The following is a 23761-nucleotide window of genomic DNA, read 5'->3' on the forward strand; positions in this document are numbered from 1 at the left end:
GCACCGCCCCCTCCTGTATGCGCATATGCGCGTATGCGCGTATGCGCAGGGCTACTTGACCGCGAGCACCAGCGCGTCGGAGGGCGAGCGCCAGACGGGGCGGGCCTCGCCGAACCCGGCGGCGCGCAGGGTGCGGGCGTGCCAGTCGGCCGACGGGGTCTCGCCGTCGGCGTGCTCCCCGTAGATCTCGAAGCGCTCGGCGGTGGGTCCGGCGAGTACCGGGTCCTTGGCGGCGAGGGCCCACCACTCGGCCCAGTCGAGGGCGCCGGAGGCCTTGGCGCGGTCCATCTGCGCGTGGCGGTGGGCGCGTTCGGCGGCGTTGATCCGGGGCGTGGTGTCGTCGATCATGTGGTCGGCGTTCATGAAGACGCCGCCGTCGCGGACGAGGCCGGCGATCTGTCCGTAGAGGGTGGCGAGCGGTTCGTTGTGCAGCCAGTGCAGGGCGGTGGCGGTCAGGACGGCGTCGTACGAGGTGTGCGGCAGCCGCGTGGCCCAGTGCGGGTCCTTGAGGTCGGCGGTCACGAAGGTGACGCGGTCGTCGTCCGCGAAGGTGCCCTCGGCGATGGCGAGCAGCGCGGGGTCGAGGTCGACGCCGACACTGGTGGCTCCGGGGAACCTCTTCAGGAGCCGGTCCGTAATACTTCCCGTACCGCACGCGAGGTCGAGCACGCGCGGCGTGGGCCCGGCGAAGGCCTCCACCATGTCGAGCATGACCCTCAGCCGCTCCTCGCGGTCGGGCATGTACCACTCCTGCTGCCGGTCCCAGCTGTCCTGCCAGGCGCGCCAGTCGGCGGTGACTCCGGCGGTTTCCGTAGATCCCGTCATCGAGAACCCTCCCGTACGTAATACCCTCGAAGCAAGAGCAACCATTACTCCTGTCATCGACGAAGATAGACCGCCCCGGTAAGGACTACAAGTGGAACTGGCCTATTACTCGGACTACGCCGTACGTCTGGTCAACAGCGAGGAGCCGGGTCGTGGCAAGGACTCCCTGACCACGGTCGAGGCGGTGCGCGACCTGTTCGGCGCCAACCAGTCGGCGGCCCGGCGCGCCACGGACGCCGACCTGACCCGCTTCCGCGGCGTACGGGCGCGCCTGCGCTCGGTCTTCGAGGCTGCGGACGGCGGCGACGAGACACTCGCGGTGGACCTGCTGAACTCGCTCCTCCTGGAGTTCCCGGTGAGCCCGCAGATCTCCGGACACGACCACCGGGACGACGACGACCGCCCGTTGTGGCACATGCACCTCGCGGACCACCCGTCGAACGCGACAGCGGGATACGCGGCGATCGCCGCGATGGGCCTCGCCTTCCACCTCACGGAGTACGGCGTGGACCGTCTCGGCCTGTGCGAGGCGTCGCCGTGCCGCAACGCCTACCTGGACACGTCGACGAACCGCTCCCGGCGCTACTGCTCGGACCGATGTGCGACCCGCGCGAACGTTGCCGCCTACCGCGCCCGCAAGCGCGCCGAGGCGGACCGGTCGGACAGCACGGGCCGCAGCGCCGAGAACGCCCAAGCGGCCACGGCCGCGACGGACCGCTGACGCTCGCCCTCCGCCCACGGCTTGCGGCGGCGCAGGCGCCCGCGCACCTTGGCGAGCACGAGGTCGTCGGGCACCGCCCCGTACACCTCGCTGTCGCCGCCGGCGTCGGGGTTGTCGCCGAGCACCCACCAACCCCCTTCCCGCCGCTCGGAGATCCGCTTCACCACGAGCAGATCCTGCTGGAAGGGGTGCCGCAGGATGACCACGTCCCCCGGCCGTACCCGCGCGCCGTGGTGCACGAGCATCCAGTCGCCGGGATACAGCGTGGGCACCATGGACGGCCCGTCCACCTCGATGATTTGGAACGGCACCCTGGCCTCCCGCGTCTCCTCCGCCGTCTCAGGCATCAGACATCCTCCCCGGTTCCGCCCGCCGGTCGTCCGGTCCCATCCTCCACCAGTCCCAGTCTCGCCCTGGACTTTTGTCCTAAGCCCATGGGGGCACCCGAGAAAACCCCTCTGCCACGGAGTAATGTCCCACCTGAGAAGACGATCACGAGGAAGGACAGCTACATGCTTTCCCGCCTGTTTGCCCCCAAGGTGAAGGCCAGCGCGCACTGCGACCTGCCCTGCGGCGTGTACGACCCGGCCCAGGCCCGCATCGAGGCGGAGTCGGTCAAGGCCGTCCAGGACAAGATGGCCGCCAACGACGACCCCCAGTTCCAGACGCGCGCCATCATCATCAAGGAGCAGCGCGCCGAGCTCGCCAAGCACCACGTGTCGGTGCTGTGGAGCGACTACTTCAAGCCCCCGCACTTCGAGAAGTACCCGGAGCTGAGCCAGCTGGTCAACGACACCCTGAAGGCCCTCTCGGCCGCCAAGGCGTCGAGTGACCCGGCGACGGGCCAGAAGGCTCTGGACTACATCGCCCAGATCGACAAGATCTTCTGGGAGACGAAGAAGGCCTGACGCCTTCCCGTCACCTGTCCGACAGCACCCGGCGTCCGCGCGGAGCCGGGTGCTGTCGGCGTTTTCGGGGCGCTCGGGTAGCGTCGCCCGGATGGACCACTCGCGCGCCCGCATCCTCTACGTCACCGATCTCGCGTACCCGGCCCGTGGCCGCCGGTACTGCGACGAGGACATCGCCCTCTCGGCTCGGCTGCGCGAGGAGTTCGACGTGGCGCTGTGCCATCCGCTGGACGCCGCCGCGCTGATGGACGGCTTCGACGCGGTCGTCGTGCGCAACAGCGGGCCCGTGCTGCACTACCAGGAGGCGTACGACGCGTTCCGCGAGCGGGCCCTCGCGCGCGGGGTTCGGGTCTACAACGCGCTGTCCGGGAAGGCCGACATGGCGGGCAAGGGGTATCTGCTCGATCTGACCGCCGCCGGGTATCCCGTCATCCCGACCGTCGCCCGCGCCGCCGATCTGCATCTCTTGCCCGAGGCGGACGAGTACGTGGTCAAGCCGCTGCTCGGCGCCGACTCCATCGGCCTCGAGTTCGTCGGCCGCGAGGCGCTGCCCGGCCTGGAGTTCGACGGCATCCTCGTCCAGCCGCGGATCCGCTTCCGGTACGAGGTGTCGTTCTACTTCGTCGACCGCGCCCTCCAGTACGCCCTGTACGCGCCCCGGCCGGACGAGCGGTGGGTCCTCGAACGGTACGAACCCACGGACGCGGACCGGGAGTTCGCGCAGAAGTTTGTCGACTGGAACACCGTCGGCCACGGCATCCAGCGCGTGGACGCCTGCCGAACCCCGGAGGGCGAGCTGCTCCTGGTCGAGCTGGAGGACCTCAATCCGTATCTGTCCCTGGACCTGGTCGACGCGAGGACGCGCGACGCGTTCGTGGCGGCGATGGCGGACTCACTGCGGGGGCTACTGGCCGACGAGGTCTGACGAGGACGGCCGGCTGAAGCGGAGCTTGTCCTTCTCTCGGGCGCCCAGGCGCCGGTAGAAGCGGATCGCGCCGTCGTTCCAGACGGGTGTCTGCCACTGGATCTCGGCGATCCCCAGGGCGCGGGCCTCGGCGGCCACGGCGTCCATCAGGAGCGGTCCGAGACCGAGTCCGCGGTGGCCGGGGCGCAGGTACAGGCAGTCCATGTGGAGGTACTCGCACCCGTCCCAGGTGGAGATCGCGGGCTCGCAGGTCGCGTAGCCGACGAGTGTGCCGTCGGCGAGTTCGGCGACCAGGCAGCGCAGGCGGGGCGTGGCGGTGGAGAACAGGAGTGTGTGCAGGCGGTCGGCGAGGCCGGGCGCCGGCGGGTCCGCCTTCTCGAACGCGGCGTGCTCCGCGGCGAGTCGGGCCACTTCGGGCAGGTCGCCGGGGCGGGCGGGCCGCACGCTCACACGTGCGTCGGTCACCGGGCGTCCTCCTTCGTGACGTCCGCGGACCAGGCGGCGAGGCGGTCCATGAGAGGCCCTTCGCCGTCGAGGACGTGGCGGGTGAACGCGGTGCGCTCGTGGGCGAGCACGGCCGCCTCCCAGACGCAGGGGGCGAGGCCGGTGCGCCCGGGCCGCAGCAGTTCCGGGTGGCCCACGGGTCCGGTGAAGACCGCGAGGTCGGACATGTGGCCCTCGATCCAGGTGTGGACGAGGACGTAGTCCCCGTCTCCCCCGGCGTGCAGCAGGACGACGGCGAGGCCGAGCGAGCCCCGGACGGCGCCGAGCGCCAGATGGGCGTCGACGAGCGGCATGACCGCGGCGACGTCCCGCTCCGTCACCGCGCGCCCCGGCGCCTCGATGGCGTACGTCTTGACGAGGTGACCGCCGTGCTCGCCGCTGCCCAACGGGCGTACCACGCGCGCATGGTGGCCGTCGGCGAGGGCGAGGAGCGCGCCCTGGTCGACGGCCACCGGGAGGGCCGATGCTGCGGTTGTGTTCTCGGTGCGATCGGACATGGCCCCATCATGCAGGGCCAAGGGGTCAGGCGTCCGCCCTGTTCTGTCCGCGCCGGGGCGAGAGGAACAGCGCGGCCAGTGCCGAACCCGCCGCCACCAGCAGGGAGTTGACGAGTACGGCCGTGGAGACTCCGGACAGGACCGCGTGCGGGCCGGTCGCCCCGCCCACGCGGGCCGTGGCGATCGCGCTCATCACCGGGATGCCCAGGGTGATGCCGACCTGCTGGGTCATGGTCGCGAGGCCGGTGGCGAGGCCCTGCTCCTCGTCGGGCAGTCCGGACGTGGCCGTCACCATGAAGCCGACGATCACCAGCATGTTGCCGACGCCCCCGACGAACGTGGCCGCGAGGAGCAGCCAGATCCAGGCCCCCGACGTGCCGAGCGCCACCAGGGCGAGCGTGGCGGCGGCCTGGACGGCGCCGCCGACGACGATCGTGGTCCGGTTGCCGAGGCGTCCGACGGCTCGGCCGCCGAGCGTGCCGCCGATCACGGTGCCGAGCCCGAGGACCCCGAAGGCGAGGCCCGTGGCGAGCGGCGAGTAGCCGAGGACTTCCTGGAGGTAGAGCGTGAGCAGGAAGACGAGGGACGTCTCGGTGACGAAGGCGATGAGCCCTGCCGCGTTGCCCCAGATCACGGTGCGCCGCCTGAGGATGTGGAGCGGGACGAGGGGCGCGGCGGCCCCCTTCTCGACGAACACGAAGGCGACGAGGAGCGCGGCGCCCGCGAGCAGCGCGGCCAGGGTCGCGGGGGCGCCCCAGCCGGTCTCGCCGGCCTGCGTGAGCCCGTAGACGAGGAGCAGGAGCCCGCCGGTGACGGCCGCGGCGCCGGGTACGTCGAGGCGCGGGCGCCGGTCCGGGCGCGAGTCGGTGATGACGGACGGGGCGAGGACGAGGACGAGCGCCGCGACGGGGACGTTGACGAAGAACGCCCAGCGCCAGGAGAGCAGGTCGGTGAGAAGGCCGCCGAGGATGGCGCCCGCGGTGAAACCGGCGGACATCAGGGCTCCGTTGAGGCCGAGGGCGCGTTCACGCAGCGGCCCCTCCTTGAAGGCGGTGGTCAGGAGGGCGAGACCGGCCGGGGTGACGGCAGCGGTCGCAAGCCCCTGCAACACCCTTGCCGTGAGCAGGACTTCGGGTGAGGTGGCGAGGCCGCCCAGGAGGGAGGAGGCGCCGAGGACCGCCATACCGGCGAGGAACAGCCGCTTGCGGCCCACCAGGTCGGCGACGCGGCCGAAGAGGAGCGTGAACCCGGCGGCGGCGAGCGCGAACGCCGTGGCGATCCACTGGAGATGGGAGAGCGAGAAGCCGAGCCCCTCGCCGACGACGGGCAGCGCGACGTTCAGGATCGAGAAGTCCACGGCGATCATGAACTGGGCGCCGAGGAGGAGGGTGAGGACGAGCTTCTGGCGGGCCGTCATGCGCGGGGGTGGTGCGACGGCAGGTGCGGGGGCGGTCTGCGTGGGCGCCGACATGAGGCACTCCTTAAATGGCTCTGCGTTCCCGTTAAGGCGCGCCAAACGTAGCAGAGTGGAGGACCTTAAGGGAACTGCAGTTCCGTTATCTGTCGGCGAGCACCGCTCGCACGTTGTCCCGCACCGTCTCCTGGTCCCGGCGCGCCGCCTCGTACGCGGACCTGTGACGCCCAAGGTCCGCCCGCTGCCGCTCGGACAGCACGGACCACCACACCCCGGCGGTGTTGTGCCCGCGCTTGCACTCGACATCGGCGACGGCCGTGCCCCGCTCACGCCGCGTACGCGCCGTGTTGCCGCCGCTGTCGCGCTTCCACGCCTTGTCGCGGAAGGCGTCATCGGGGGTGCCGTACCGCTTGAACCCCTTGTCCACGACGCACTGCGACCAGACCTTGAGCACGCGCCGCATCCGCCGGTCCTTCACGGCCGCCTTCTCCAGGACGATCTCCCGCTGCGGGACGTACCCCCACGTGCGGCGCAGGTCCCGCACACCGCGGTAGAGGCGCTTGTCCGCGCGGCCGAGGCAGCCCTCCTCGGGGACGCGCTTGCCGAGGACCGTCGGCTTCCCGCCCGTGCGGTGCCCCCAGTAGACGTGGGACTCCTCGACCGTCATACGGCGGCCCTCGGGCTCGATCCGTACGTCCCGTTGCGGGTCCCAGCCGTACCCCCAGCGCCGCGCCTTCTCCAGGTCGAGCTGCCCATCGAGATCCTGGGACACGGCCACCATGGCCAATCCGCCGGGATTCGGGTTCTTCGGGTCGCGCGGGAAGTCGGCGAAGCCGAAGTCGCGCATGCACCGCTGAGCGAGGAGCTTCTGGGCGCGCTTGAGCGTGCCGAAGGCCCCGTCGTCCTCGGCGGTGAATTCGTAGCGGTGCAGGGGCAGTTCGGGCCGGTCCTTCGCCTCGCGGACGATCGGAACGCCGTCCGCGGTCCGCCGGACACCGGACGGTGAACCGTCACACCCCGCCAGCAGGACCACCGTCATCGCCGCCGCGACCCCTACGGGACCGCCCCCTCGCCGTGCGCGCACCGAACCCCCTCGGCCGGCTCACGCCGGCCCGTCCCCGCCCGGGGGCGAGCCACCCCCAGATCCGAACACCCGTCCGGCTGACGGGCAGACCGAGGGGACTTTAGCGGACCCGCCCGCCGTCCCAGTCGCGCACCTCGGTGACGGCGTCGACCGGCAACGGCCCGTAGATGTGCGGGAATTCGTCCGCGCCGGGCTCCGGCGCCTCGAACCTGACGGGCGCGGGCACCCGCGCGCTGTCGATGACCAGCACCACCAGCTCGTCGGCCCCGTCGTACGCGCCGTACAGGAAGTCGGCGACCTTCTGGAGCTGGTGCGCCAGCGAGCAGTGGATGAAGCCCTCCTCGGCGAGGGTCCTGCCGCGCGTGGACATCTCGTAGGCGCCGGACGCGCGGGCCGCGTCCCACAGGGAGCGCTCGGTGATGTGCAGGAGTTCGGTCATGCACACCAACCTACGAGCCGACGGCTGCGGCGGGTATCGCGTATCGGCCGGGGCCTCACCCGAGCCGGGCCGCCCGCAGCCGGAGGTAGCGCTGCTCCGGGCGGCTGAGCGTGCCGCTCGCCGCCTCCTGGTAGGCCGCCCGCGCCGCGTCGCGGTCCCCGGCCAGCTCCAGGAGGTGACCCCGCACGGCGGCGAGCCGGTGGTGCCCGCCGAGGGCGTCCGCCAGCTTGTCCGTCTCCGTCAGGCCCGCCTCGGGGCCGTGCACCATGGCGACGGCGACCGCCCGGCCGAGCGCGGCCATCGCCTCCCCCTCGGGCACGATCCGCACGAGCAGGTCGTACAGGGCGAGGATCTGCGGCCAGTCGGTGTCCTCGGCGCGCGCCGCCTCGTCGTGCAACGCGGCGATGGCGGCCTGGAGTTGATAGGGGCCGACCGGTCCGTGCAGGAGGGCGAGGGAGACCAGGGCGACGCCTTCGTCGATCTCCGCGCGGTCCCACAGAGTGCGGTCCTGTTCGTCGAGGCGGACCAGTTCGCCCGCCGCGTCGGTACGGGCCGCGCGGCGCGCGTCGGTAAGCAGCATGAGGGCGAGCAGCCCGGTGACCTCGCTGTCGTCGGGCAGCAGCGCCCGCACGGCCCGGGTCAGCCGGATCGCCTCGCGGGCCAGGTCGGCGCGCTGCAACTGGGGCCCCGACGTGGCCGTATACCCCTCGTTGAAGATCAGGTAGAGGATCTGGAGCACGGCGGGCAGCCGCTCGCGCCAGTCCTCGGGCAGGCGGAAGCGCACGCCCCGTACGCGCTGCTTGGCGCGGCTGATGCGCTGCGCCATCGTCGGCTCGGGGACGAGATGGGCGCGGGCGATCTCGGCCGTCGTCAGGCCGCCCACGGCGCGCAGGGTGAGGGCGACCTGGGCGGCCGGGGTCAGCTCCGGGTGGCAGCACAGGTAGAGCAGGGTGAGGGTGTCGTCCTCGGAGGGGGCGCGGCTCTCGCCGGGCGGCGGGGCCGTGAACGCGTCACGCGGGGTGAGCGCGGCATCCGCCTCCTCGCGTCTGCGCCGCGCGTCGTCGCTGCGCAGGGTGTCGACGAGACGGCGTGACGCGACCCTGATGAGCCAGCCGCGCGGGTTGTCGGGCACGCCGGATTCGGGCCACTGCCGTGCGGCGGCGAGCAACGCCTCCTGCACGGCGTCCTCCGCGGCGTCGAAGTGTCCGTAGCGGCGGACCAGCGCGCCGAGGACCTGCGGCGCGTGGCGGCGCAGCAGGTCCTCGGTCGCCGCGGTCGTCAAAGGTCGCCGCCGCTGCCCATGATGGCGCGGATCACGACGGGGCGGACGGGTGCACCCGCGGGTGCGGGGCACTCGGCCACGCGCTTGGCGATCTCGGTGACGCGGTCGAGGTTCTCGCACTCGAGGATCCAGAAACCGGCGAGCAGCTCCTTCGTCTCCCCATAGGGGCCGTCGGTGATGACGGGCCGCCCCTGCGCGTCCGGCGTGACGAACCGGGCCTTCGCGGGCTCCGCCAGACCTTCACCGGCGAGCATCTCGCCGGTCTCGGCGAGGTCGTCGTTGATCTTCTGCATGTGGGCGAACATCGTCTGGATGTCCTTCTCGCCCCAGGCCGGATTGCCCTCGGACGCCTTGCCCGCCATGGCCTCGTAGTCGAGCTGGGTGCCTGTCACCATCATCAGGTACTTCATGGCTGTGCGCTCCTTCGGCCAAGCCGTCCGCCGGGCGCGGGCGGCTTCACTGGAGACGTCGGAGCGGCAGCAGCGTTCTCGACACCGCCCGGAAAAAAATTCTAGCCGGGGATCCCCGGCCTCTTCCTGCTGTACGTCCGCACGATCACGCCGTTGCCGAACGTCCGGTTCTCTTCCAGCGCGAACTCGCCGATCGCGAAGCCGGAGCCGAACATCGGCATGCCCGAGCCGAACACCAGCGGGTACGTCTTGATCACCAGCTCGTCCACCTCGTCGGCGAGGACGCCGGCGAGCGTCGCGCCGCCGCACAGCCAGATGCCGAACTCGCTGTCCTCCGCCTTCAGTTCGCGGACCTTGCCGACGACGTCCTCGGCGACGATCTCCACGTTCGGGTCGGGGGACTTCTCGATCGAGCGCGCCGCGACGTACTCGCGCAGGTGCCCGTACGGGCTGGTCAGGCCGGCGTCGAGGCCGATCTGGTAGCTGGCCCGGCCCTGGATGACGGTGTCGAACCGCTTGTTGGCCAGGTGCTCCAGGCCGAGCATCCGCCGGCCCTGCGCCGAGATGGTCTCGGGGTACTCGGTCGTGAGGAACTCGAGGAACTCCTCGTTCACGAAGGGCATGAAGGCGTTCGCGTCTCCGTCGGGATCGCCGATGAAACCGTCGATCGACACGGCGACGAAGTACGTGAGCTTTCGCAAGTGGGTCTCTTTCCGCAGATGACAGGGGTGTCCGGGCGAGCCGTTGCGCCGTTTCGACCTCCTGGCCCGCTCGAACAACTGCAGTTATAGTGCTTCATCTGTAGTGGTTGCAAGAGGTTTCCGGATCTACGGTCAAGAGGAGCGCGCAGATGGCACGGAACGCGGAGCGCAGGGTGGCCCTGGTGAACGCCGCGGTGGAGGTACTCGCGGCCGAGGGCGCGCGCGGCCTGACCTTCCGCGCGGTGGACGCGGCGGCGGGCGTCCCCACGGGCACCTCGTCGAACTACTTCACCAGTCGGGACGACCTGCTGCACCAGATCGACTCATGGCTGCACGAGCGGCTGGCCCCGGATCCGGCGGTGGTCGCGGAACTCCTCGAGCGGCCGCGGGACCGCGAGCTGGTCGCGGCGTTCATGCACGATCTGCTCGGCCGCGCCCAGCGTGACCGCACCGCCTATCTGGCCATGATGGAGATGCGCCTGGAGGCGGGACGCCGGCCCGAACTGCGCGCGTCCCTGATGAAATCGCTCCGCGGCGACCTCGACTTCGGCATCTCGTTCCACACCGAGTCCGGACTCCCCGGCGGCGCGGAGACGGTGACCGTGCTCTATCTCGCCGCGCTTGGGCTCATCCTGGAACACCTGACGATGCCGGGGATGCTGGACGGCGCCGTGCCCGGCGTGAGCGTCCCCGAAGGCCTCATGGACCGGATCGTCCGCACGATCGTGCCGCAGGAGTAGCCGCCCGCACCCTTGATGGCCAGCCCTTGAGCCAGGCGCTCAAATCCCCTGCGGATCACGCCACATGGGCCACATCGTCGGCCCGTCCGGCAGCGCGATCCCGCTGCCGGTGCACGTGAAGCCGAGCCGCTCGTACAGCACACGGCTGCGGTCGCTGCTCGCCTCCAGATACGCCGCCGTGCCCTCGCGGTCGCAGCGGTCGAGGACGGGCTGCGTCAGCGCGGTGCCGAGGCCCTGGCCCTGCCGCGCCGGGTCGACGGCGATCATCCACAGGTACTCGTGCGCGCGGTCGCTCGGGTGGGCCCCTGCGGTCAACCGGCCGATGTCCTCGACCCGTTCGTTGTCCGGGTCCACGGCGGCGCGCAGTTGCGCGGGACCGTCGTCGTCCTCGTCCTCGGCCGAGCCGTCCGGCCGGGCCGGTACCGAGAGCCAGAGCGCGGCCGCGGCACCGTCCTCGGTGATGTCGACATATCCCTCGCTCAGCGAGATGTCGATGAAGGCCGCCATGAGTCCGGCGTGCCTGCGGCGCCGGTGCGCAAGGCCGGGAAAGACCCAGCCGCTCACCGGATCGTCCATGAACGCCTCGTCGAGCAGCCGCACAAGGTCCGCCCGATCGCCCTCCGTGGCCCTCCGGATCGCCACGCCCATGGCCCCGCCCCCTCACATCGCGGCCCGCCTCAACGGGCCGTGTCCCTGCGCCGGTCGGCCGCCACGCGCCGGCCCGCTGCAGCCTAGGCGATCCGTTCCGTACACGCGTGCGGGCCCCGCGCTCCTGCCGGAGCGCGGGGCCCGCAACGCATGGCAACTCCCCTCCCCTGTTGCCGGCTTCCCCTAGTGGCTGCGCCGCGTCACGAACTCGGCCAGCGACAGCAGTCCGTCCGCGGCCTCCGGCGCCGGGACGGCCCGGGACAGCTGGTGCACCGCCCGGGACATCCGGTCCGCCGCGTGCAGCTGCGCCCAGTCGCGCCCCCCGGCGCGCTCGACGACCAGCGCCATGGCCTCCAGTTCCCCCTCCTTCGGCGGACCGTCGTCCGGCCCCACCACCCCGTAGAGCGCGGCCAGTTCACCGGCTTCCGGCGTTCCCGAGGCCAGCGCCGCCACCACCGGCAGCGACTTCTTGCGCACCGCGAGATCGGCGCCCGCCGCCTTGCCCGTACGGGCCGGATCCCCCCAGATCCCTATGACGTCGTCGATCAGCTGGAACGCGAGCCCGGCCTGTCTGCCGAACCCGTCGAGGGCCGCGACCTCCTCCTCTCCGGCCCCCGCGTACAGCCCCCCGACCGCGCAGGCGCAACCGAGCAGAGCGCCCGTCTTCGCCTCCGCCATGACGAGGCACTCGTCCAGCGTGACCTCGTCCGGTTCGCGCCTCTCCAGGGCGACATCGGCGACCTGGCCCTCGCACAGCTCCATCACACAGGCCGCGATGCGGGCCGCCGCCGGCCGGGCCGCCGGGTGCGGGTCCTCGGCGAGCAGCCGCTGCGCGAGCGCCTGGAGCGCGTCGCCCGCCAGGATCGCGTCGGCGTCCCCGAAGACGGTCCACGCCGTCGGGCGGTGCCTGCGCGTGGTGTCCCGGTCCATGACGTCGTCGTGCAGGAGCGTGAAGTTGTGGACGAGTTCCACGGCCGCGGCCGCCCGCACGGCGACCTCCGGGGCGCCCCCGAGCGCCCGTACCGCGGCGAGGACGAGCGCCGGCCTGATGGCCTTGCCCGCGTGCTCCGTGGCCGCGGTGCCGTCCGCGTGCTCCCACCCGAAGTGGTAGCGCGCGATGCGGCGCAGCGACGTGGGCAGGGTCTCCACGGCCCCGCGCAGCTCCGGGTCGACCTGCGCCCTGGCCTGCGCCAGGATCACCGCCGCCTCCTGGCCGTCAGCAGCCACCTCTTCGCCCGGTCCCCCTTGCTGCTGCCGCACTATGGGCTGCTTCGTCTGCGCCATGAGCTTCAACGCCACCTGCCGATCTCGACGTTCTCCAGGACGCCGAGCGCGTCCGGCACGAGCACCGCCGCCGAGTAGTACGTCGTCACCAGGTACGAGATGATCGCCTGCTCGCTGATGCCCATGAACCGCACCGACAGGCTCGGCTCGATCTCGTCCGGGATGCCCGCCTGCTGGAGGCCGATGACTCCCTGCTCCTCCTCGCCGGTACGCATGCAGATGATCGACGTCGTGCGCGCGTCGGACACGGGGATCTTGTTGCTCGGGAAGATCGGCACCCCACGCCAGGTCGGAATGCGGTTGCCGCCCACGTCGATGGACTCCGGGACGAGCCCCCGCCTGTTGCACTCGCGCCCGAACGCGGCGATGGCGCGCGGGTGGGCGAGGAACAGCTTCGATCCCCGGCGGCGGCTGAGCAGCTCGTCCATGTCGTCCGGGCTGGGCACGCCGTCGTGCGGCTGGAGCCGCTGCTCGTACTCGCAGTTGTTGAGCAGACCGAACTCCCGGTTGTTGATGAGTTCGTGCTCCTGGCGCTCCTTCAACGCCTCGACGGTGAGCCGGAGCTGATGCTCCGTCTGGTTCATCGGCTGGTTGTAGAGGTCCGCCACGCGCGAGTGGATGCGCAGGACGGTCTGGGCGACGCTCAGCTCGTACTCGCGCGGCGCCGCGTCGTAGTCGACGTACGTGCCCGGGAGCACCGCCTCGCCGACGTGGCCGGCGGAGAGGTCGATCTGCTTCTCGCCGAACTTGTTCGCGCGCTGCGCCGGGATGGTCCGCAGCGCTCCCAGGTGGTCGGCGAGGCTCTCGGAGCGCTCCGCGACCTGCTCCAGGTCCTGGCGCGGCAGCGTGAGCACGGTGCACGCGGTCACGGCGCGCGCCGTGTACTCCCAGATGGCGTCCGGGTCGAGCAGCGCCTGCTCGCCGAAGTACGCACCGTCGGCCAGCACCCCCAGGACCGCGTCGTCCCCGTAGGGACCCGTGCCGACCTTCTCGACCTTGCCGTGCGCGAGCAGGAACACCTCGTCGGCGGAGCTGCCGAACGAGGCGAGCAGCTCGCCCGGCACGTACTCCCGCTGGCGGCACCGCACCGCGAGCTCCTCGAGCACTTCCTGGTCGCCGTAGTCCCTCAGCACCGGCAGTTCGCCGAGCTCCGCGGGGATGACCCGCACCTGGTCTCCGGTCTTCACGAACGTCACGCGTCCGTCGCCGACCGAGTAGCTGAGCCGCCGGTTCACCCGGTACGTGCCGCCCTGCACATTCACCCAGGGCAGCATCCGCAGCAGCCACCGGGAGCTGATCTCCTGCATCTGTGGAGCGGACTTGGTGGTGGTGGCCAGATTCCGCGCGGCGGATGTGCCGAGACTCTGCTGGGGCCCGGCCTGCTCCGTGCGGACTTCTTCGCCTACCGACATGGGCTTTGCCTCCCGATCAAGAACTGACCTGCGGCGACAAGACTTCCAGCACCCACTGTGGCCGCGCCATTACACAAACGAGCGGGGTTGGGCGAGAGTGGACAGGGCACCATGCCCGTTTTTCCGGGTAGGGAACTTCCCGACGGAGGAACTTCAAGATCCCGGAGGACGTTCAACCGGTACACCGAGGCACCGATGACGGGAGACAGCAATGACAGGCTTCCTGGACCGCGCCAAGGAGCAGGCGCAGCGCGGGCTCACGCAGGGCAAGCAGAAGCTGGACGAGGTGCAGGCGCAGCGGGCGGGCGGCGACCTCCTGAAGAAGCTGGGCGCCGCGTACTACGCGGAGCGGAAGGGCACGGGCACCCCCGAGGCGACCCAGTCCGCGCTCGGAGCCCTGGAGAACCACATCGCGGAGCACGGGGACGGCTTCCTGCGGGCCTGAGGCCGCTCCGCCTCACACCCGGTCGGCCCGTAGGCCTGGCTGTCCGGAACGCCTCACGATGTCCGGAACGGCTCGCACGCGATGCGAACAAGTAGTCCGGGTGGGCCTGTTCGGGTACAAGCGGCGTACGAGACGGACGCGCCCCGCTTCCGTCGCACCCCGCGAAGGAGGCGGCCGTGGCCACACCCATGTCCGCGAGCAGTTTCCTGGACGCCCTCAAGCGTGAAGGCCTGACGGTCGTCGAGGTCGGCGACTGGAGACACCACAACCGCAACCACAAGGGACCCTGGGGCCCGGTGAACGGCGTGATGATCCACCACACCGTGACGAAGGGCAGCAAGCAGACCGTCGACCTCTGCCAAAAGGGGCACGCGGACCTGCCGGGGCCGCTGTGCCACGGCGTCATCACGAAGGACGGCCGCGTCCACCTCGTCGGCTACGGACGGGCCAACCACGCAGGTCTCGGCGACGACGACGTGCTGCGGGCGGTCATCGCCGAGAAGGCCCTGCCCCACGACAACGAGGCGAACACGGACGGCAACCGCCACTTCTACGGTTTCGAGTGCGAGAACCTCGGCGACGGCGAGGACCCGTGGCCCGCCGCGCAGCTGGAGGCCATCGAGAGGGCGGCGGCCGCGGTGTGCCGCCATCACGGCTGGACGGAGAGGTCGGTGATCGGCCACCTGGAGTGGCAGCCGGGCAAGGTCGACCCGCGCGGTTTCACGATGGCCTCGATGCGGGGGCGCATCCGCGACCGGCTCAAGTAGCCGCCCTCCGGCACGCGGCCCGCGGCGACCCGCTTGCACAATGAGCAGGTGACCTCGCACTCCCGCCCGCGCCCGCCTCTGCACCCCCGGCTGCCCTCGCCGGTGGAGCCGGTCGCCGACGACCGGTTCCACCGTCACGGGGTGCGGCTCCTGCTCAAACGCGACGACCTCATCCACCCCGACCTGCCCGGCAACAAGTGGCGCAAGCTGGCCCCGAACCTCGAAGCGGCGGCCGCAGCGGGCCACGGCACGCTGCTCACGTTCGGCGGCGCGTACTCCAACCACCTGCGCGCCACGGCCGCCGCGGGCCGTCTCCTGGGCCTGCGGACCATCGGCGTCGTCCGGGGTCAGGAGCTCGCCGGACAGCCCCTGAACGCCTCTCTCGCGCGCTGCGCGGACGACGGCATGCGTCTGCACTTCGTCGACCGGACGACGTACCGGGAGAAGCGGGATCCGGCCACGCTCGCGCGCATCTTGCGCGAGGTGGCACCGCCCGACGGTGACGGGAAGGCGCCCTACGTCGTCCCCGAGGGCGGCAGCAACACCGAGGCCGTGCGCGGCTGCGCGGAGCTCGGGCAGGAGTTGCGCGGGGCCGCCGACGCGGTGGGCGTCGCCTGCGGCACCGGCGGCACGCTCGCCGGACTGGCCGCCGGGCTCGGCGAGGGGCAGCGCGCACTCGGCATACCCGTCCTGAAGGGCGGCTTCCTCGGTGACGAGATACGCACCCTCCAGGAGGCGGCGTTCGGCGGCCCGCGGGGCGCCTGGTCCCTGGACGAGCGCTTCCACTGCGGCGGCTACGGCCGCACCACCCCCGCCCTCCTCGCCTTCGCCGAGGACTTCGAGCAGCGCCACGGCGTGCCCATAGAGCGCCTCTATGTGGCCAAGCTGCTGCATGGGCTGCTCGCCCTCACCGAGGAGGGCGCGTTCGCGCCGGGCACGCGGCTCATGGCCGTCGTGACGGGAACGCCCTCCCCGTAGCGGCCGGTCAGTCGTCGACCTCCCGGTAGGCAGCCGCCTCCTCCAGGTCGAGCTTGCGCAGCAGCGTGCGCATCATCTCGTCGTCGATCCGCCGCTCGTCCCGCATCCGTACGAAGACCTCGCGCTCGGCCGCGATGGCCTCCCGCGTGAGCCGGCGATACGTGTCGTCGGCGGACTCCCCCGTCACCGGGTTGGCGTGGCCGAGGCGTTCCCACACGGAGTTGCGGCGGCGCTCCAGGACGGTCCGCAGCCGGTCCTCGAGCGGCTCGGGCAGACAGTTGCGCTCGTCCTCCATCAGCTCGTTCACACGCTCCTCGGCGGCCTGTGAGGCGGCGTTCTGCGCCTGCGCCTCGGCGAGCGTCTCGGCCTGCGTATCGCGACCCGGCAGCTTGAGGATCTTGATCAGCCAGGGCAGCGAGAGCCCCTGCACGACGAGGGTGCCGATGACGGTCGTGAACGTGAGGAACAGGACCAGGTTGCGAGCGGGGAAACGGCTCCCGTCGTCGACGAACAGGGGGATCGAGAAGGCGATCGCGAGCGACACGACGCCGCGCATCCCGGCCCAGCTCACCACGAGCGGCCGCCGCCAGTCGGTGTCCCGTTCCCGCTCCCTGATCCGCGCCGACAGCCACCAGGGCAGATAGGTGGCCGGATACGACCACACGAACCGCATCACCACGACGAGGACGAAGACCGCGACGGCGTACCCGAGGGCCTCCCCGACGCTGTACTCGCCGAGGTCCTTGAGGACGAAGGGCAGCTGGAGTCCGATGAGCGCGAAGACCGCCGACTCCAGGATGAAGGCGACCACCTTCCACACGGCGGCCTCCTGGAGGCGCGTCTCGAAGTCGACCTGCCAGGCGTGGTGCCCCAGGTAGAGGGCGACCGTGACCACGGCGAGCACTCCGGAGGCGCCGACCTGCTCGGCGGCCGCGTAGGCGACGAACGGGATGAGGAGGGAGAGCGTGTTCTGGAGGATCGCCTCCTTCAGGTGCGTCCGCAGCCAGTGCAGCGGCACCATCAGGACGAGCCCGACGCCGACGCCGCCGACCGATGCCACCAGGAACTCCCTGATCCCGCCCGCCCAGCTCGCGCCCTCCCCGACCGCGGCGGCCAGCGCGACCTTGTAGGCGGTGATCGCGGTCGCGTCGTTCACCAGGGACTCGCCCTGGAGGATCGTCGTGATCCGCGCGGGCAGCCCCACCTTGCGCGCGATGGCCGTCGCGGCGACCGCGTCCGGCGGGGCGATCACCGCGCCGAGTACGAGCGCGGCCGTCAGCGGCAGATCGGGGATCAGCTCGTACGCGAGCCAGCCGACGGCGACGGTCGCGAACAGCACGTACCCGACGGAGAGCAGCGCGACCGGCCTGACGTTGGCCCGCAGGTCGAGGTACGAGCTCTCCAGGGCCGCGGTGTGCAGCAGTGGCGGCAGGATCAGCGGCAGCACGATGTGCGGGTCGAGGGTGTAGTGCGGCACCCCGGGCAGGTACGACGCCACGAGTCCGACCGCGACGAGCAGCAGCGGCGCGGGTACCGGGGTCCTGCGCGCGGCCCCCGCGACCGCCGCGCTCGCCGCGATCAGTGCCACCAGGGGCAATACATCCATCAGCCCGTCCCTCCGCCGTCCGCCATGCCGCCGCCCGCCGTAACCTGGCCATCATGAACGAGTGCCCGCATGTCGACGCGCTGCCCCACCCCGAGCCCGCGGCCCTGAGTGACACCTGCCTGGAGTGCCACGCGGCCGGCACCCACCCGGTGCAGCTGCGGCTCTGCCTGGAATGCGGACATGTGGGCTGCTGCGACTCCTCGCCCCTGAAGCACGCGACGCAGCACTTCGGGGAGTCGGGACACGCGGTGATGCGGACGTTCGAGCCCGGCGAGAGCTGGCGCTGGTGCTTCGTGGACAGCCTGCTCGTCTGAGGACCGCACCGGTTTGCGGTTCGACCGTGCGAGGCCTGGGTACGTCAACCCGGCGCCCGCTCTTTCCAATTGAGTCCGCACACCCTCTAGCCACTGTCCGTACTCATAGGCTTACTATGAGTGACACCAACGGGCCGGGGGTCCCCGGGACAGGAGACTTGGGCGCGCGGTAGCGTCACCGCTGAACACATAGCGCGTCACCCGGGGGACGTACCCTCCGGAGCCCGAAAGTGCTTGTACCACCATGGAGGTGAGGGTGTCCCAGATCGCAGGCGAGCCCGGGAATCAGGACTTCGTAGAAGTCCGGCTGCCGGCTGCGGGTGCCTACCTGTCGGTGCTGCGGACGGCCACGGCCGGCCTCGCGGCGCGTTTGGACTTCACCCTCGACGAGATCGAGGACCTCCGCATCGCGGTAGACGAGGCGTGCGCGATCCTGCTCCAGCAGGCCGTGCCCGGCTCGGTGCTCAGCTGCGTCTTCCGCCTCGTCGACGACTCGCTGGAGGTGACGGTCTCGGCGCCCACCACCGACGGCCGAGCCCCGGAGCGCGACACCTTCGCCTGGACTGTGCTGTCGGCCCTCGCGGGCAAGGTGGACTCCACGGTCGCCGACGACAACACCGTCTCGATCAGTCTCTACAAACAGCGCGGCGCGGGTCCCGGGCCGGCGTGACGAACGGGGACGGGCCGGTGCGGGACGAGAAGCACGGCACACAGGACCTCCCGGCCGACGGCGGGGAGGGGATGCGGCGGCTTGCCGACGGCATCCCCGAACAGCAGGCCCGGCCGCACCCGGAGGACCCCGCGGACCTCGAACGGCCGGGTCCGCCGGCGGTGGCCGATGCGTCGGAGCAGGCAGAGCCGGCCGGCGGAGAGAAGATCTCCGCAGGACCGGACGCGCGACGGGCGGGATGGATGAGCGAGCACGAGCGACACGGTGACCAGCAGCGCACGCACGATCCACGGGACCGCAGCGGCGCACGGCTGATGTTCATCGAGCTGCGCACCCTGAAGGACGGCAGCCCGGAGTACGCGGACCTGCGCAATCAGCTGGTCCGCATGCATCTGCCGCTCGTCGAGCACTTGGCCCGCCGCTTCCGCAATCGCGGCGAGCCGCTCGACGACCTGACCCAGGTCGCCACGATCGGTCTGATCAAGTCGGTGGACCGCTTCGACCCGGAGCGCGGCGTGGAGTTCTCCACGTACGCGACGCCGACGGTCGTCGGTGAGATCAAGCGGCACTTCCGCGACAAGGGCTGGGCGGTGCGCGTCCCGCGGCGTCTTCAGGAGCTGCGTCTCGCGCTGACGACGGCGACGGCCGAGCTGTCCCAGCTGCACGGCCGCTCCCCCACGGTCCACGAGCTCGCCGAGAAGCTGGCGATCTCGGAGGAGGAGGTCCTGGAGGGCCTGGAGTCGGCCAACGCGTACTCCACGCTGTCCCTGGACGTCCCCGACACGGACGACGAGTCGCCCGCCGTGGCGGACACGCTGGGATCCGAGGACGAGGCGCTCGAGGGCGTCGAGTACCGCGAGTCCCTCAAGCCGCTGCTGGAGGACCTGCCGCCGCGCGAGAAGCGGATCCTGCTCCTTCGCTTCTTCGGGAACATGACGCAGTCGCAGATCGCGCAGGAGGTCGGCATCTCCCAGATGCACGTCTCCCGCCTGCTGGCCCGCACCCTGGCCCAGCTTCGGGAGAAGCTCCTCGTCGAGGAGTGAGACCCAGGGCGTGCGGGCCGGCTACTTCCGGTTCTGCTTCTGTACGGCGCCCGGGGCGCCCGGCGTCGTGATGCCGAGCGCCCGGGTGGTGGCCGGGTTCACCAGGAGCACCAGGGCCGTCACCGCGACGACGGCGAGCGCGATCCCGCCGGGGATCATCACGCTGTCGGCCTGGAGCAGCGTGTAGGCGACCGGCAGCGCCATGATCTGCGTGATGATCGCGGGCCCCCGGCTCCAGCTGCGCCGCTTCAGGAGACCGCGCGCCGCGATCAGCGGCAGCAGCGCGAGGACGACGAGCGTGACACCGCCGGTCACGGCCTGCTCGGGGTCGTCGGGGTGACCCGCGAGGCCCATGACGAGCATGTAGACGCCGCCGACGAGCAGGGCGGCACCCTCGAGCCCGGCCAGCGCGGCGGCCGCGGTCAGCCGCCCGGGGCGCGGGCCGTCGTCGGTGGTCGCGGCGTCGTCGGGGCTGGGGTTCTGCTCTGAGGTCACCCAAGCAGGGTAGCCCTCGGCCGACACCTCCCGGCCGCCCCGGGTGGGGCCCGCGACGGCCCCGTTCTCTTACCCGACTCCTACCTCGGTCTGGGCCGAGTACCACCCGGTAGGTACGCTGCTTCGCATGCGTGCACTTCTTGTGGTCAATCCGGCGGCAACCACCACCAGTGCGCGCACGCGTGACGTACTGATCCACGCGCTGGCGAGCGAGATGAAGCTCGAGGCGATCACCACGGAGTACCGCGGGCACGCCAGGGACCTCGGCCGGCAGGCCGCGGAGAGCAAGGACGTCGAGCTCGTCGTGGCCCTCGGCGGCGACGGCACGGTCAACGAGGTCGTGAACGGCCTGCTGCACCACGGCCCGAATCCGGACCGTCTTCCCCGCCTCGCCGTCGTCCCCGGCGGCTCCACCAATGTCTTCGCCCGCGCCCTCGGTCTGCCGAACGACGCGGTGGAGGCGACGGGCGCCCTGCTCGACGCTCTGCGCGAGGGCCGGGAGCGAACGGTGGGCCTGGGTCTCGCGGGCGGCACGCCGGGCACGGAGGACGAGGCCGCCCCGTCCCGGTGGTTCACGTTCTGTGCCGGTCTCGGGTTCGACGGAGGCGTCATCGGCCGGGTCGAACAGCAGCGCGAGCGCGGCAAGCGATCGACACACGCGCTCTATTTGCGTCAGGTCGTACGCCAGTTCCTCGGGGAACACGACCGCCGGCACGGCGCTATCACACTGGACCGGCCGGGTGAGAACCCCGTCACCGATCTGGTCCTGTCCATAGTCTGCAATACCTCCCCATGGTCATATCTGGGGAACAAGCCGCTCTACGCGTCCCCTCGGGCATCCTTCGACACCGGCCTTGACGTGCTCGGACTCAAGAAATTGTCCACCCCTTCGGTGGCCCGTTACGGCACCCAGCTGCTCACCTCGACACCCGACCGGGGACCCCGCGGGAAGAACGCCGTCACCCTGCACGACCTGACCGACTTCACCTTGCAATCGAAGGTCCCCCTGCCCCTCCAGATGGACGGTGACCACCTGGGGCTGCGAACGAGCGTGACGTTCACAGGCGTACGCCGTGCACTGCGTGTGATTGTGTGAGTGGAAGAGCCCAAAGTCCTTTATCTCGAACGTTTGGGCCAGGATCCACCCCATGGAAGTACGGCTGTGACCTAGCCGACACCGAGGAATCAAAAAAAACTTTCCTGAAGGGGTTGTATCCGCCGCCGAGGTTTGCGAATCTCTACATGGCGCTCGGGACGGCCCGCAACATCGGCCCCCACAGAGAGCCCGAACCCCCTCCTCAACACCACAGGACATCGTCGCAGATGTGACGAAAGTCCCTTCCGTTGTCGGGGGATTCGTGAAAGCGTTCACATTCACAAGCAACCTGCACGTAATACCAAGGAGAGGTAGCAGCCATGGACTGGCGTCACAACGCCGTTTGCCGCGAGGAAGACCCCGAGCTCTTCTTCCCCATCGGCAACACCGGTCCTGCGCTGCTGCAGATCGAGGAAGCCAAGGCCGTCTGCCGCCGTTGCCCCGTCATGGAGCAGTGCCTGCAGTGGGCGCTCGAGTCCGGCCAGGACTCCGGCGTCTGGGGTGGCCTCAGCGAGGACGAGCGCCGCGCAATGAAGCGTCGCGCCGCCCGCAACCGTGCTCGCCAGGCCAGCGCCTGACGCCCACGCCCCCCACGAGCCTGAGGCCGGCGGCGCGTACAGCGAGTACGCAACTCCCGCCCCCGAGCCGCAGCGCGCAGTACCCCCGATGCTCCACCCAGGCTCAGCCCGGGATGTAGACCCGGGCAACACGAACAGTGAGCCCCGGACCCAACGGTCCGGGGCTCACTGGCGTTTGCGGTCGTGTCGATCTGGGGTTTGCGTCTGTGCCGACGTGTCGGCGCGGCGCCCGTCGGCGCCGGGCCGGCTACTTGTCGGCGGCCACCGGGATGTCGAGGACGACCCGGGTGCCGCGGCCGGGCGCCGGGACCATGTCGAACGATCCGCTCAACTCGCCCTCGACCAGGGTGCGTACGATCTGCAGGCCCAGGTTGCCGGCGCGCTTCGGGTCGAAGCCCTCGGGCAGGCCGACGCCGTCGTCGGTGACGGTGATCAGCAGGCGGGCGTCCTTGGTGGTGCCGCCGCGCACCGCGGAGACCTCGACGGTGCCGGTGTCGCCCTGCCGGAAGCCGTGTTCCAGGGCGTTCTGCAGAACTTCGGTGAGGACCATCGACAGCGGGGTGGCGACCTCGGCGTCCAGGATGCCGAAGCGGCCGGTGCGCCGGCCCGTGACCACGCCCGGCGAGATCTCCGCGACCATGGCGAGCACCCGGTCGGCGATCTCGTCGAACTCCACGCGCTCGTCCAGGTTCTGGGAGAGCGTCTCGTGGACGATGGCGATGGAGCCGACGCGGCGCACCGCCTCCTCGAGGGCCTCGCGGCCACTGTCGGAGTCGATGCGGCGGGCCTGCAGACGCAGCAGCGCCGCGACGGTCTGGAGGTTGTTCTTCACCCGGTGGTGGATCTCCCGGATGGTCGCGTCCTTGGTGATCAACTCCCGCTCGCGGCGGCGCAGTTCGGTGACGTCGCGCAGCAGGACGAGCGAACCGATGCGGGTGCCCTTGGGCTTGAGGGGGATCGCCCGGAGCTGGATCGACCCCTCCTCCCCCTCGATCTCGAACTCGCGTGGCGCCCAGCCGCTGGCCACCTTGGCGAGCGCCTCGTCCACGGGGCCGCGCGACGGGGCGAGCTCGGCCGTCGTGCGGCCGAGGTGGTGCCCGACCAGGTCGGCGGAGAACCCGAGCCGGTGGTACGCGGAGAGCGCGTTCGGCGACGCGTACTGGACGACGCCGTCCGCGTCGAGGCGGATGAGGCCGTCGCCGACGCGGGGGGATGCGTCCATGTCGACCTGCTGGTCCGGGAACGGGAAGGACCCGGCCGCGATCATCTGGGCGAGGTCGGAGGCCGACTGGAGGTAGGTCAGTTCGAGACGCGACGGGGTGCGGACCGTGAGCAGGTTCGTGTTGCGGGCGATCACGCCCAGGACGCGACCTTCCCTGCGTACGGGGATGGACTCGACCCGTACCGGGACCTCCTCGCGCCACTCGGGGTCGCCCTCGCGGACGATGCGGCCCTCGTCGAGGGCGGCGTCCAGGAGCGGGCGGCGGCCGCGCGGGACGAGATGGCCGACCATGTCGTCCTGGTACGAGGTGGGACCGGTGTTGGGCCGCATCTGCGCCACGGAGACGTAGCGGGTGCCGTCGAGCGTGGGGACCCACAGCACGAGATCGGCGAAGGAGAGGTCGGAGAGCAGCTGCCACTCGGAGACCAGCAGGTGCAGCCACTCGAGGTCGGTGTCGCCGAGGGCTGTGTGCTGGCGTACGAGGTCGTTCATGGAGGGCACGGAGCCGAGGGTACCTGGCGCGTCCGGCCCCAGCGTCTTTCGTTTGGATCAGGCCTGATCCAAACGAGAGGCCCCGAAGACACCCGCGGGCCGCGGCGCCTGGGAGGGACCCTCAGCCCTCCCGGCACCGCAGCCCGGAGTTGCAACAGCCGTCGGGTGTGCGGTCCCGTCCGGCCATGTGAGGACCCGCCGCAGTCAGGGCAGAGAGCGCCGGCTCCTCGGTCCGTCCTCCTGTGCGGGGAGGGCGGAGGC

The 23761-nt window shown here is 71.2% G+C and carries 28 protein-coding genes; 12 read left to right on the forward strand and 16 right to left on the reverse strand.

Annotated features, from left to right (window positions below; translation table 11 throughout):
• Window positions 1–51 precede the first annotated feature (51 nt).
• Window positions 52–825, reverse strand: coding sequence for a class I SAM-dependent methyltransferase (locus OG574_RS18570; RefSeq protein WP_326774145.1), 774 nt, complete (start codon window positions 823–825; stop codon window positions 52–54).
• 91 nt (window positions 826–916) lie between these two features.
• Here OG574_RS18570 and OG574_RS18575 point away from each other — a divergent pair, with 91 nt between their 5' ends.
• The gene (locus tag OG574_RS18575) at window positions 917–1546 is read left to right on the forward strand and encodes a CGNR zinc finger domain-containing protein (RefSeq protein ID WP_100595916.1); all 630 of its coding nucleotides are present in this window, start codon (window positions 917–919) and stop codon (window positions 1544–1546) included.
• On the opposite strand, the gene sodX is transcribed toward OG574_RS18575, so the two are convergent.
• Window positions 1450–1893 (reverse strand): nickel-type superoxide dismutase maturation protease, encoded by a 444-nt coding sequence (gene sodX, locus OG574_RS18580; RefSeq protein WP_100595917.1) that lies wholly within the window; start codon window positions 1891–1893, stop codon window positions 1450–1452. The genes OG574_RS18575 and sodX overlap by 97 nt on opposite strands.
• Window positions 1894–2058: 165 nt before the next feature.
• Between sodX and sodN the strand changes: the two genes are divergently transcribed.
• Window positions 2059–2454 (forward strand): superoxide dismutase, Ni, encoded by a 396-nt coding sequence (gene sodN / locus OG574_RS18585; RefSeq protein ID WP_116510060.1) that lies wholly within the window; start codon window positions 2059–2061, stop codon window positions 2452–2454.
• Window positions 2455–2545: 91 nt separating this feature from the next.
• Window positions 2546–3379, forward strand: coding sequence for a hypothetical protein (locus OG574_RS18590; protein ID WP_326774146.1), 834 nt, complete (start codon window positions 2546–2548; stop codon window positions 3377–3379).
• Here the strand turns inward: OG574_RS18590 and OG574_RS18595 are convergent.
• The 8 genes from OG574_RS18595 to OG574_RS18630 all read right to left on the reverse strand — a co-directional run bounded on the left by OG574_RS18595 (window position 3359) and on the right by OG574_RS18630 (window position 9710).
• Window positions 3359–3844 carry a GNAT family N-acetyltransferase gene (locus OG574_RS18595; RefSeq protein ID WP_326774147.1) on the reverse strand — a complete coding sequence of 162 codons (486 nt, stop codon included), beginning with the start codon at window positions 3842–3844 and terminating at the stop codon, window positions 3359–3361. The two genes, OG574_RS18590 and OG574_RS18595, sit on opposite strands and share 21 nt — an antisense overlap.
• A complete protein-coding gene (locus tag OG574_RS18600; RefSeq protein WP_326774148.1) occupies window positions 3841–4380 on the reverse strand; it encodes a hypothetical protein in 540 nt (179 codons plus the stop codon). The genes OG574_RS18595 and OG574_RS18600 overlap by 4 nt, the downstream gene beginning before the upstream one ends.
• 25 nt (window positions 4381–4405) lie before the next feature.
• Window positions 4406–5851 carry an MFS transporter gene (locus OG574_RS18605; protein ID WP_326774149.1) on the reverse strand — a complete coding sequence of 482 codons (1446 nt, stop codon included), beginning with the start codon at window positions 5849–5851 and terminating at the stop codon, window positions 4406–4408.
• 85 nt (window positions 5852–5936) lie between these two features.
• Entirely contained in the window at window positions 5937–6878 is a 942-nt protein-coding gene (locus OG574_RS18610) for a hypothetical protein (protein ID WP_326774150.1), read from the reverse strand.
• 100 nt (window positions 6879–6978) lie between these two features.
• Window positions 6979–7317: a DUF952 domain-containing protein gene (locus OG574_RS18615; protein ID WP_326774151.1), complete on the reverse strand. Its 339-nt coding sequence runs from the start codon at window positions 7315–7317 to the stop codon at window positions 6979–6981.
• A gap of 55 nt (window positions 7318–7372) precedes the next feature.
• Window positions 7373–8599, reverse strand: coding sequence for an RNA polymerase sigma factor (locus OG574_RS18620; protein ID WP_326774152.1), 1227 nt, complete (start codon window positions 8597–8599; stop codon window positions 7373–7375).
• Complete coding sequence (locus OG574_RS18625; RefSeq protein WP_326774153.1) at window positions 8596–9009, reverse strand: YciI family protein; 414 nt, start codon at window positions 9007–9009, stop codon at window positions 8596–8598. Before OG574_RS18625 ends, OG574_RS18620 begins: the two co-directional genes overlap by 4 nt.
• A gap of 101 nt (window positions 9010–9110) precedes the next feature.
• Window positions 9111–9710: a dihydrofolate reductase family protein gene (locus tag OG574_RS18630; protein ID WP_326774154.1), complete on the reverse strand. Its 600-nt coding sequence runs from the start codon at window positions 9708–9710 to the stop codon at window positions 9111–9113.
• A 149-nt stretch (window positions 9711–9859) separates the two neighbouring features.
• On the opposite strand from OG574_RS18630, the gene OG574_RS18635 reads away from it, so the two are divergent.
• Window positions 9860–10450, forward strand: a complete 591-nt coding sequence (locus OG574_RS18635; RefSeq protein ID WP_326774155.1) for a TetR/AcrR family transcriptional regulator — start codon at window positions 9860–9862, stop codon at window positions 10448–10450.
• Between the two features lie 39 nt (window positions 10451–10489).
• Here the strand turns inward: OG574_RS18635 and OG574_RS18640 are convergent, their stop codons facing one another.
• The 3 genes from OG574_RS18640 to OG574_RS18650 form a co-directional block, all read right to left on the reverse strand.
• Window positions 10490–11098 (reverse strand): GNAT family N-acetyltransferase, encoded by a 609-nt coding sequence (locus tag OG574_RS18640; RefSeq protein ID WP_326774156.1) that lies wholly within the window; start codon window positions 11096–11098, stop codon window positions 10490–10492.
• Between the two features lie 183 nt (window positions 11099–11281).
• Complete coding sequence (locus tag OG574_RS18645) at window positions 11282–12382, reverse strand: family 2 encapsulin nanocompartment cargo protein polyprenyl transferase (protein WP_326774157.1); 1101 nt, start codon at window positions 12380–12382, stop codon at window positions 11282–11284.
• A 5-nt stretch (window positions 12383–12387) separates the two neighbouring features.
• On the reverse strand, window positions 12388–13794 hold the full coding sequence (locus OG574_RS18650; protein ID WP_326774158.1) for a family 2B encapsulin nanocompartment shell protein: 1407 nt from the start codon (window positions 13792–13794) through the stop codon (window positions 12388–12390).
• Window positions 13795–14005: 211 nt separating this feature from the next.
• Between OG574_RS18650 and OG574_RS18655 the strand changes: the two genes are divergently transcribed.
• From OG574_RS18655 to OG574_RS18665, 3 genes are all read left to right on the forward strand, one after another.
• Window positions 14006–14239 carry a hypothetical protein gene (locus OG574_RS18655; RefSeq protein WP_100595931.1) on the forward strand — a complete coding sequence of 78 codons (234 nt, stop codon included), beginning with the start codon at window positions 14006–14008 and terminating at the stop codon, window positions 14237–14239.
• Between the two features lie 188 nt (window positions 14240–14427).
• Window positions 14428–15006, forward strand: a complete 579-nt coding sequence (locus tag OG574_RS18660) for an N-acetylmuramoyl-L-alanine amidase (protein ID WP_100595932.1) — start codon at window positions 14428–14430, stop codon at window positions 15004–15006.
• A 48-nt stretch (window positions 15007–15054) separates the two neighbouring features.
• The gene (locus OG574_RS18665; RefSeq protein ID WP_326774159.1) at window positions 15055–15984 is read left to right on the forward strand and encodes a 1-aminocyclopropane-1-carboxylate deaminase/D-cysteine desulfhydrase; all 930 of its coding nucleotides are present in this window, start codon (window positions 15055–15057) and stop codon (window positions 15982–15984) included.
• A 7-nt stretch (window positions 15985–15991) separates the two neighbouring features.
• Here OG574_RS18665 and OG574_RS18670 read toward each other — a convergent pair whose 3' ends face one another.
• The gene (locus tag OG574_RS18670) at window positions 15992–17590 is read right to left on the reverse strand and encodes a Na+/H+ antiporter (RefSeq protein ID WP_326774160.1); all 1599 of its coding nucleotides are present in this window, start codon (window positions 17588–17590) and stop codon (window positions 15992–15994) included.
• 53 nt (window positions 17591–17643) lie between these two features.
• Between OG574_RS18670 and OG574_RS18675 the strand changes: the two genes are divergently transcribed.
• The 3 genes from OG574_RS18675 to OG574_RS18685 all read left to right on the forward strand — a co-directional run bounded on the left by OG574_RS18675 (window position 17644) and on the right by OG574_RS18685 (window position 19617).
• Window positions 17644–17904, forward strand: coding sequence for a UBP-type zinc finger domain-containing protein (locus OG574_RS18675; RefSeq protein WP_326774161.1), 261 nt, complete (start codon window positions 17644–17646; stop codon window positions 17902–17904).
• A 256-nt stretch (window positions 17905–18160) separates the two neighbouring features.
• Window positions 18161–18574, forward strand: coding sequence for an anti-sigma regulatory factor (locus tag OG574_RS18680; protein ID WP_100595936.1), 414 nt, complete (start codon window positions 18161–18163; stop codon window positions 18572–18574).
• The gene (locus OG574_RS18685) at window positions 18571–19617 is read left to right on the forward strand and encodes an RNA polymerase sigma factor SigF (protein ID WP_326774162.1); all 1047 of its coding nucleotides are present in this window, start codon (window positions 18571–18573) and stop codon (window positions 19615–19617) included. Before OG574_RS18680 ends, OG574_RS18685 begins: the two co-directional genes overlap by 4 nt.
• A gap of 21 nt (window positions 19618–19638) precedes the next feature.
• On the opposite strand, the gene OG574_RS18690 is transcribed toward OG574_RS18685, so the two are convergent.
• Window positions 19639–20112 carry a hypothetical protein gene (locus OG574_RS18690; RefSeq protein WP_326774163.1) on the reverse strand — a complete coding sequence of 158 codons (474 nt, stop codon included), beginning with the start codon at window positions 20110–20112 and terminating at the stop codon, window positions 19639–19641.
• Between the two features lie 127 nt (window positions 20113–20239).
• Between OG574_RS18690 and OG574_RS18695 the strand changes: the two genes are divergently transcribed.
• Window positions 20240–21208 carry a diacylglycerol/lipid kinase family protein gene (locus tag OG574_RS18695; protein WP_326774164.1) on the forward strand — a complete coding sequence of 323 codons (969 nt, stop codon included), beginning with the start codon at window positions 20240–20242 and terminating at the stop codon, window positions 21206–21208.
• 320 nt (window positions 21209–21528) lie between these two features.
• A complete protein-coding gene (locus OG574_RS18700; RefSeq protein ID WP_016639615.1) occupies window positions 21529–21786 on the forward strand; it encodes a WhiB family transcriptional regulator in 258 nt (85 codons plus the stop codon).
• A gap of 247 nt (window positions 21787–22033) precedes the next feature.
• Here the strand turns inward: OG574_RS18700 and OG574_RS18705 are convergent, their stop codons facing one another.
• On the reverse strand, window positions 22034–23500 hold the full coding sequence (locus OG574_RS18705; protein WP_326778536.1) for a sensor histidine kinase: 1467 nt from the start codon (window positions 23498–23500) through the stop codon (window positions 22034–22036).
• Between the last annotated feature and the right edge of the window lie 261 nt (window positions 23501–23761).

It is taken from the genome of Streptomyces sp. NBC_01445, assembly GCF_035918235.1.
Lineage (GTDB): Bacteria > Actinomycetota > Actinomycetes > Streptomycetales > Streptomycetaceae > Streptomyces.

Bases quoted from the DNA above. Each gene is read 5' to 3' on its own strand.
- OG574_RS18605 (WP_326774149.1), bottom strand. From the start codon at position 5,851: ATGTCGGCGCCCACGCAGACCGCCCCCGCACCTGCCGTCGCACCACCC.
- OG574_RS18660 (WP_100595932.1), top strand. From the start codon at position 14,428: ATGTCCGCGAGCAGTTTCCTGGACGCCCTCAAGCGTGAAGGCCTGACG.
- OG574_RS18570 (WP_326774145.1), bottom strand. From the start codon at position 825: ATGACGGGATCTACGGAAACCGCCGGAGTCACCGCCGACTGGCGCGCC.
- OG574_RS18675 (WP_326774161.1), top strand. From the start codon at position 17,644: ATGAACGAGTGCCCGCATGTCGACGCGCTGCCCCACCCCGAGCCCGCG.
- OG574_RS18625 (WP_326774153.1), bottom strand. From the start codon at position 9,009: ATGAAGTACCTGATGATGGTGACAGGCACCCAGCTCGACTACGAGGCC.
- OG574_RS18635 (WP_326774155.1), top strand. From the start codon at position 9,860: ATGGCACGGAACGCGGAGCGCAGGGTGGCCCTGGTGAACGCCGCGGTG.
- OG574_RS18615 (WP_326774151.1), bottom strand. From the start codon at position 7,317: ATGACCGAACTCCTGCACATCACCGAGCGCTCCCTGTGGGACGCGGCC.
- OG574_RS18600 (WP_326774148.1), bottom strand. From the start codon at position 4,380: ATGTCCGATCGCACCGAGAACACAACCGCAGCATCGGCCCTCCCGGTG.
- sodN (WP_116510060.1), top strand. From the start codon at position 2,059: ATGCTTTCCCGCCTGTTTGCCCCCAAGGTGAAGGCCAGCGCGCACTGC.
- OG574_RS18590 (WP_326774146.1), top strand. From the start codon at position 2,546: ATGGACCACTCGCGCGCCCGCATCCTCTACGTCACCGATCTCGCGTAC.
- OG574_RS18695 (WP_326774164.1), top strand. From the start codon at position 20,240: ATGCGTGCACTTCTTGTGGTCAATCCGGCGGCAACCACCACCAGTGCG.
- OG574_RS18640 (WP_326774156.1), bottom strand. From the start codon at position 11,098: ATGGGCGTGGCGATCCGGAGGGCCACGGAGGGCGATCGGGCGGACCTT.
- OG574_RS18655 (WP_100595931.1), top strand. From the start codon at position 14,006: ATGACAGGCTTCCTGGACCGCGCCAAGGAGCAGGCGCAGCGCGGGCTC.
- OG574_RS18700 (WP_016639615.1), top strand. From the start codon at position 21,529: ATGGACTGGCGTCACAACGCCGTTTGCCGCGAGGAAGACCCCGAGCTC.
- OG574_RS18645 (WP_326774157.1), bottom strand. From the start codon at position 12,382: ATGGCGCAGACGAAGCAGCCCATAGTGCGGCAGCAGCAAGGGGGACCG.
- OG574_RS18650 (WP_326774158.1), bottom strand. From the start codon at position 13,794: ATGTCGGTAGGCGAAGAAGTCCGCACGGAGCAGGCCGGGCCCCAGCAG.
- OG574_RS18705 (WP_326778536.1), bottom strand. From the start codon at position 23,500: ATGAACGACCTCGTACGCCAGCACACAGCCCTCGGCGACACCGACCTC.
- sodX (WP_100595917.1), bottom strand. From the start codon at position 1,893: ATGCCTGAGACGGCGGAGGAGACGCGGGAGGCCAGGGTGCCGTTCCAA.
- OG574_RS18670 (WP_326774160.1), bottom strand. From the start codon at position 17,590: ATGGATGTATTGCCCCTGGTGGCACTGATCGCGGCGAGCGCGGCGGTC.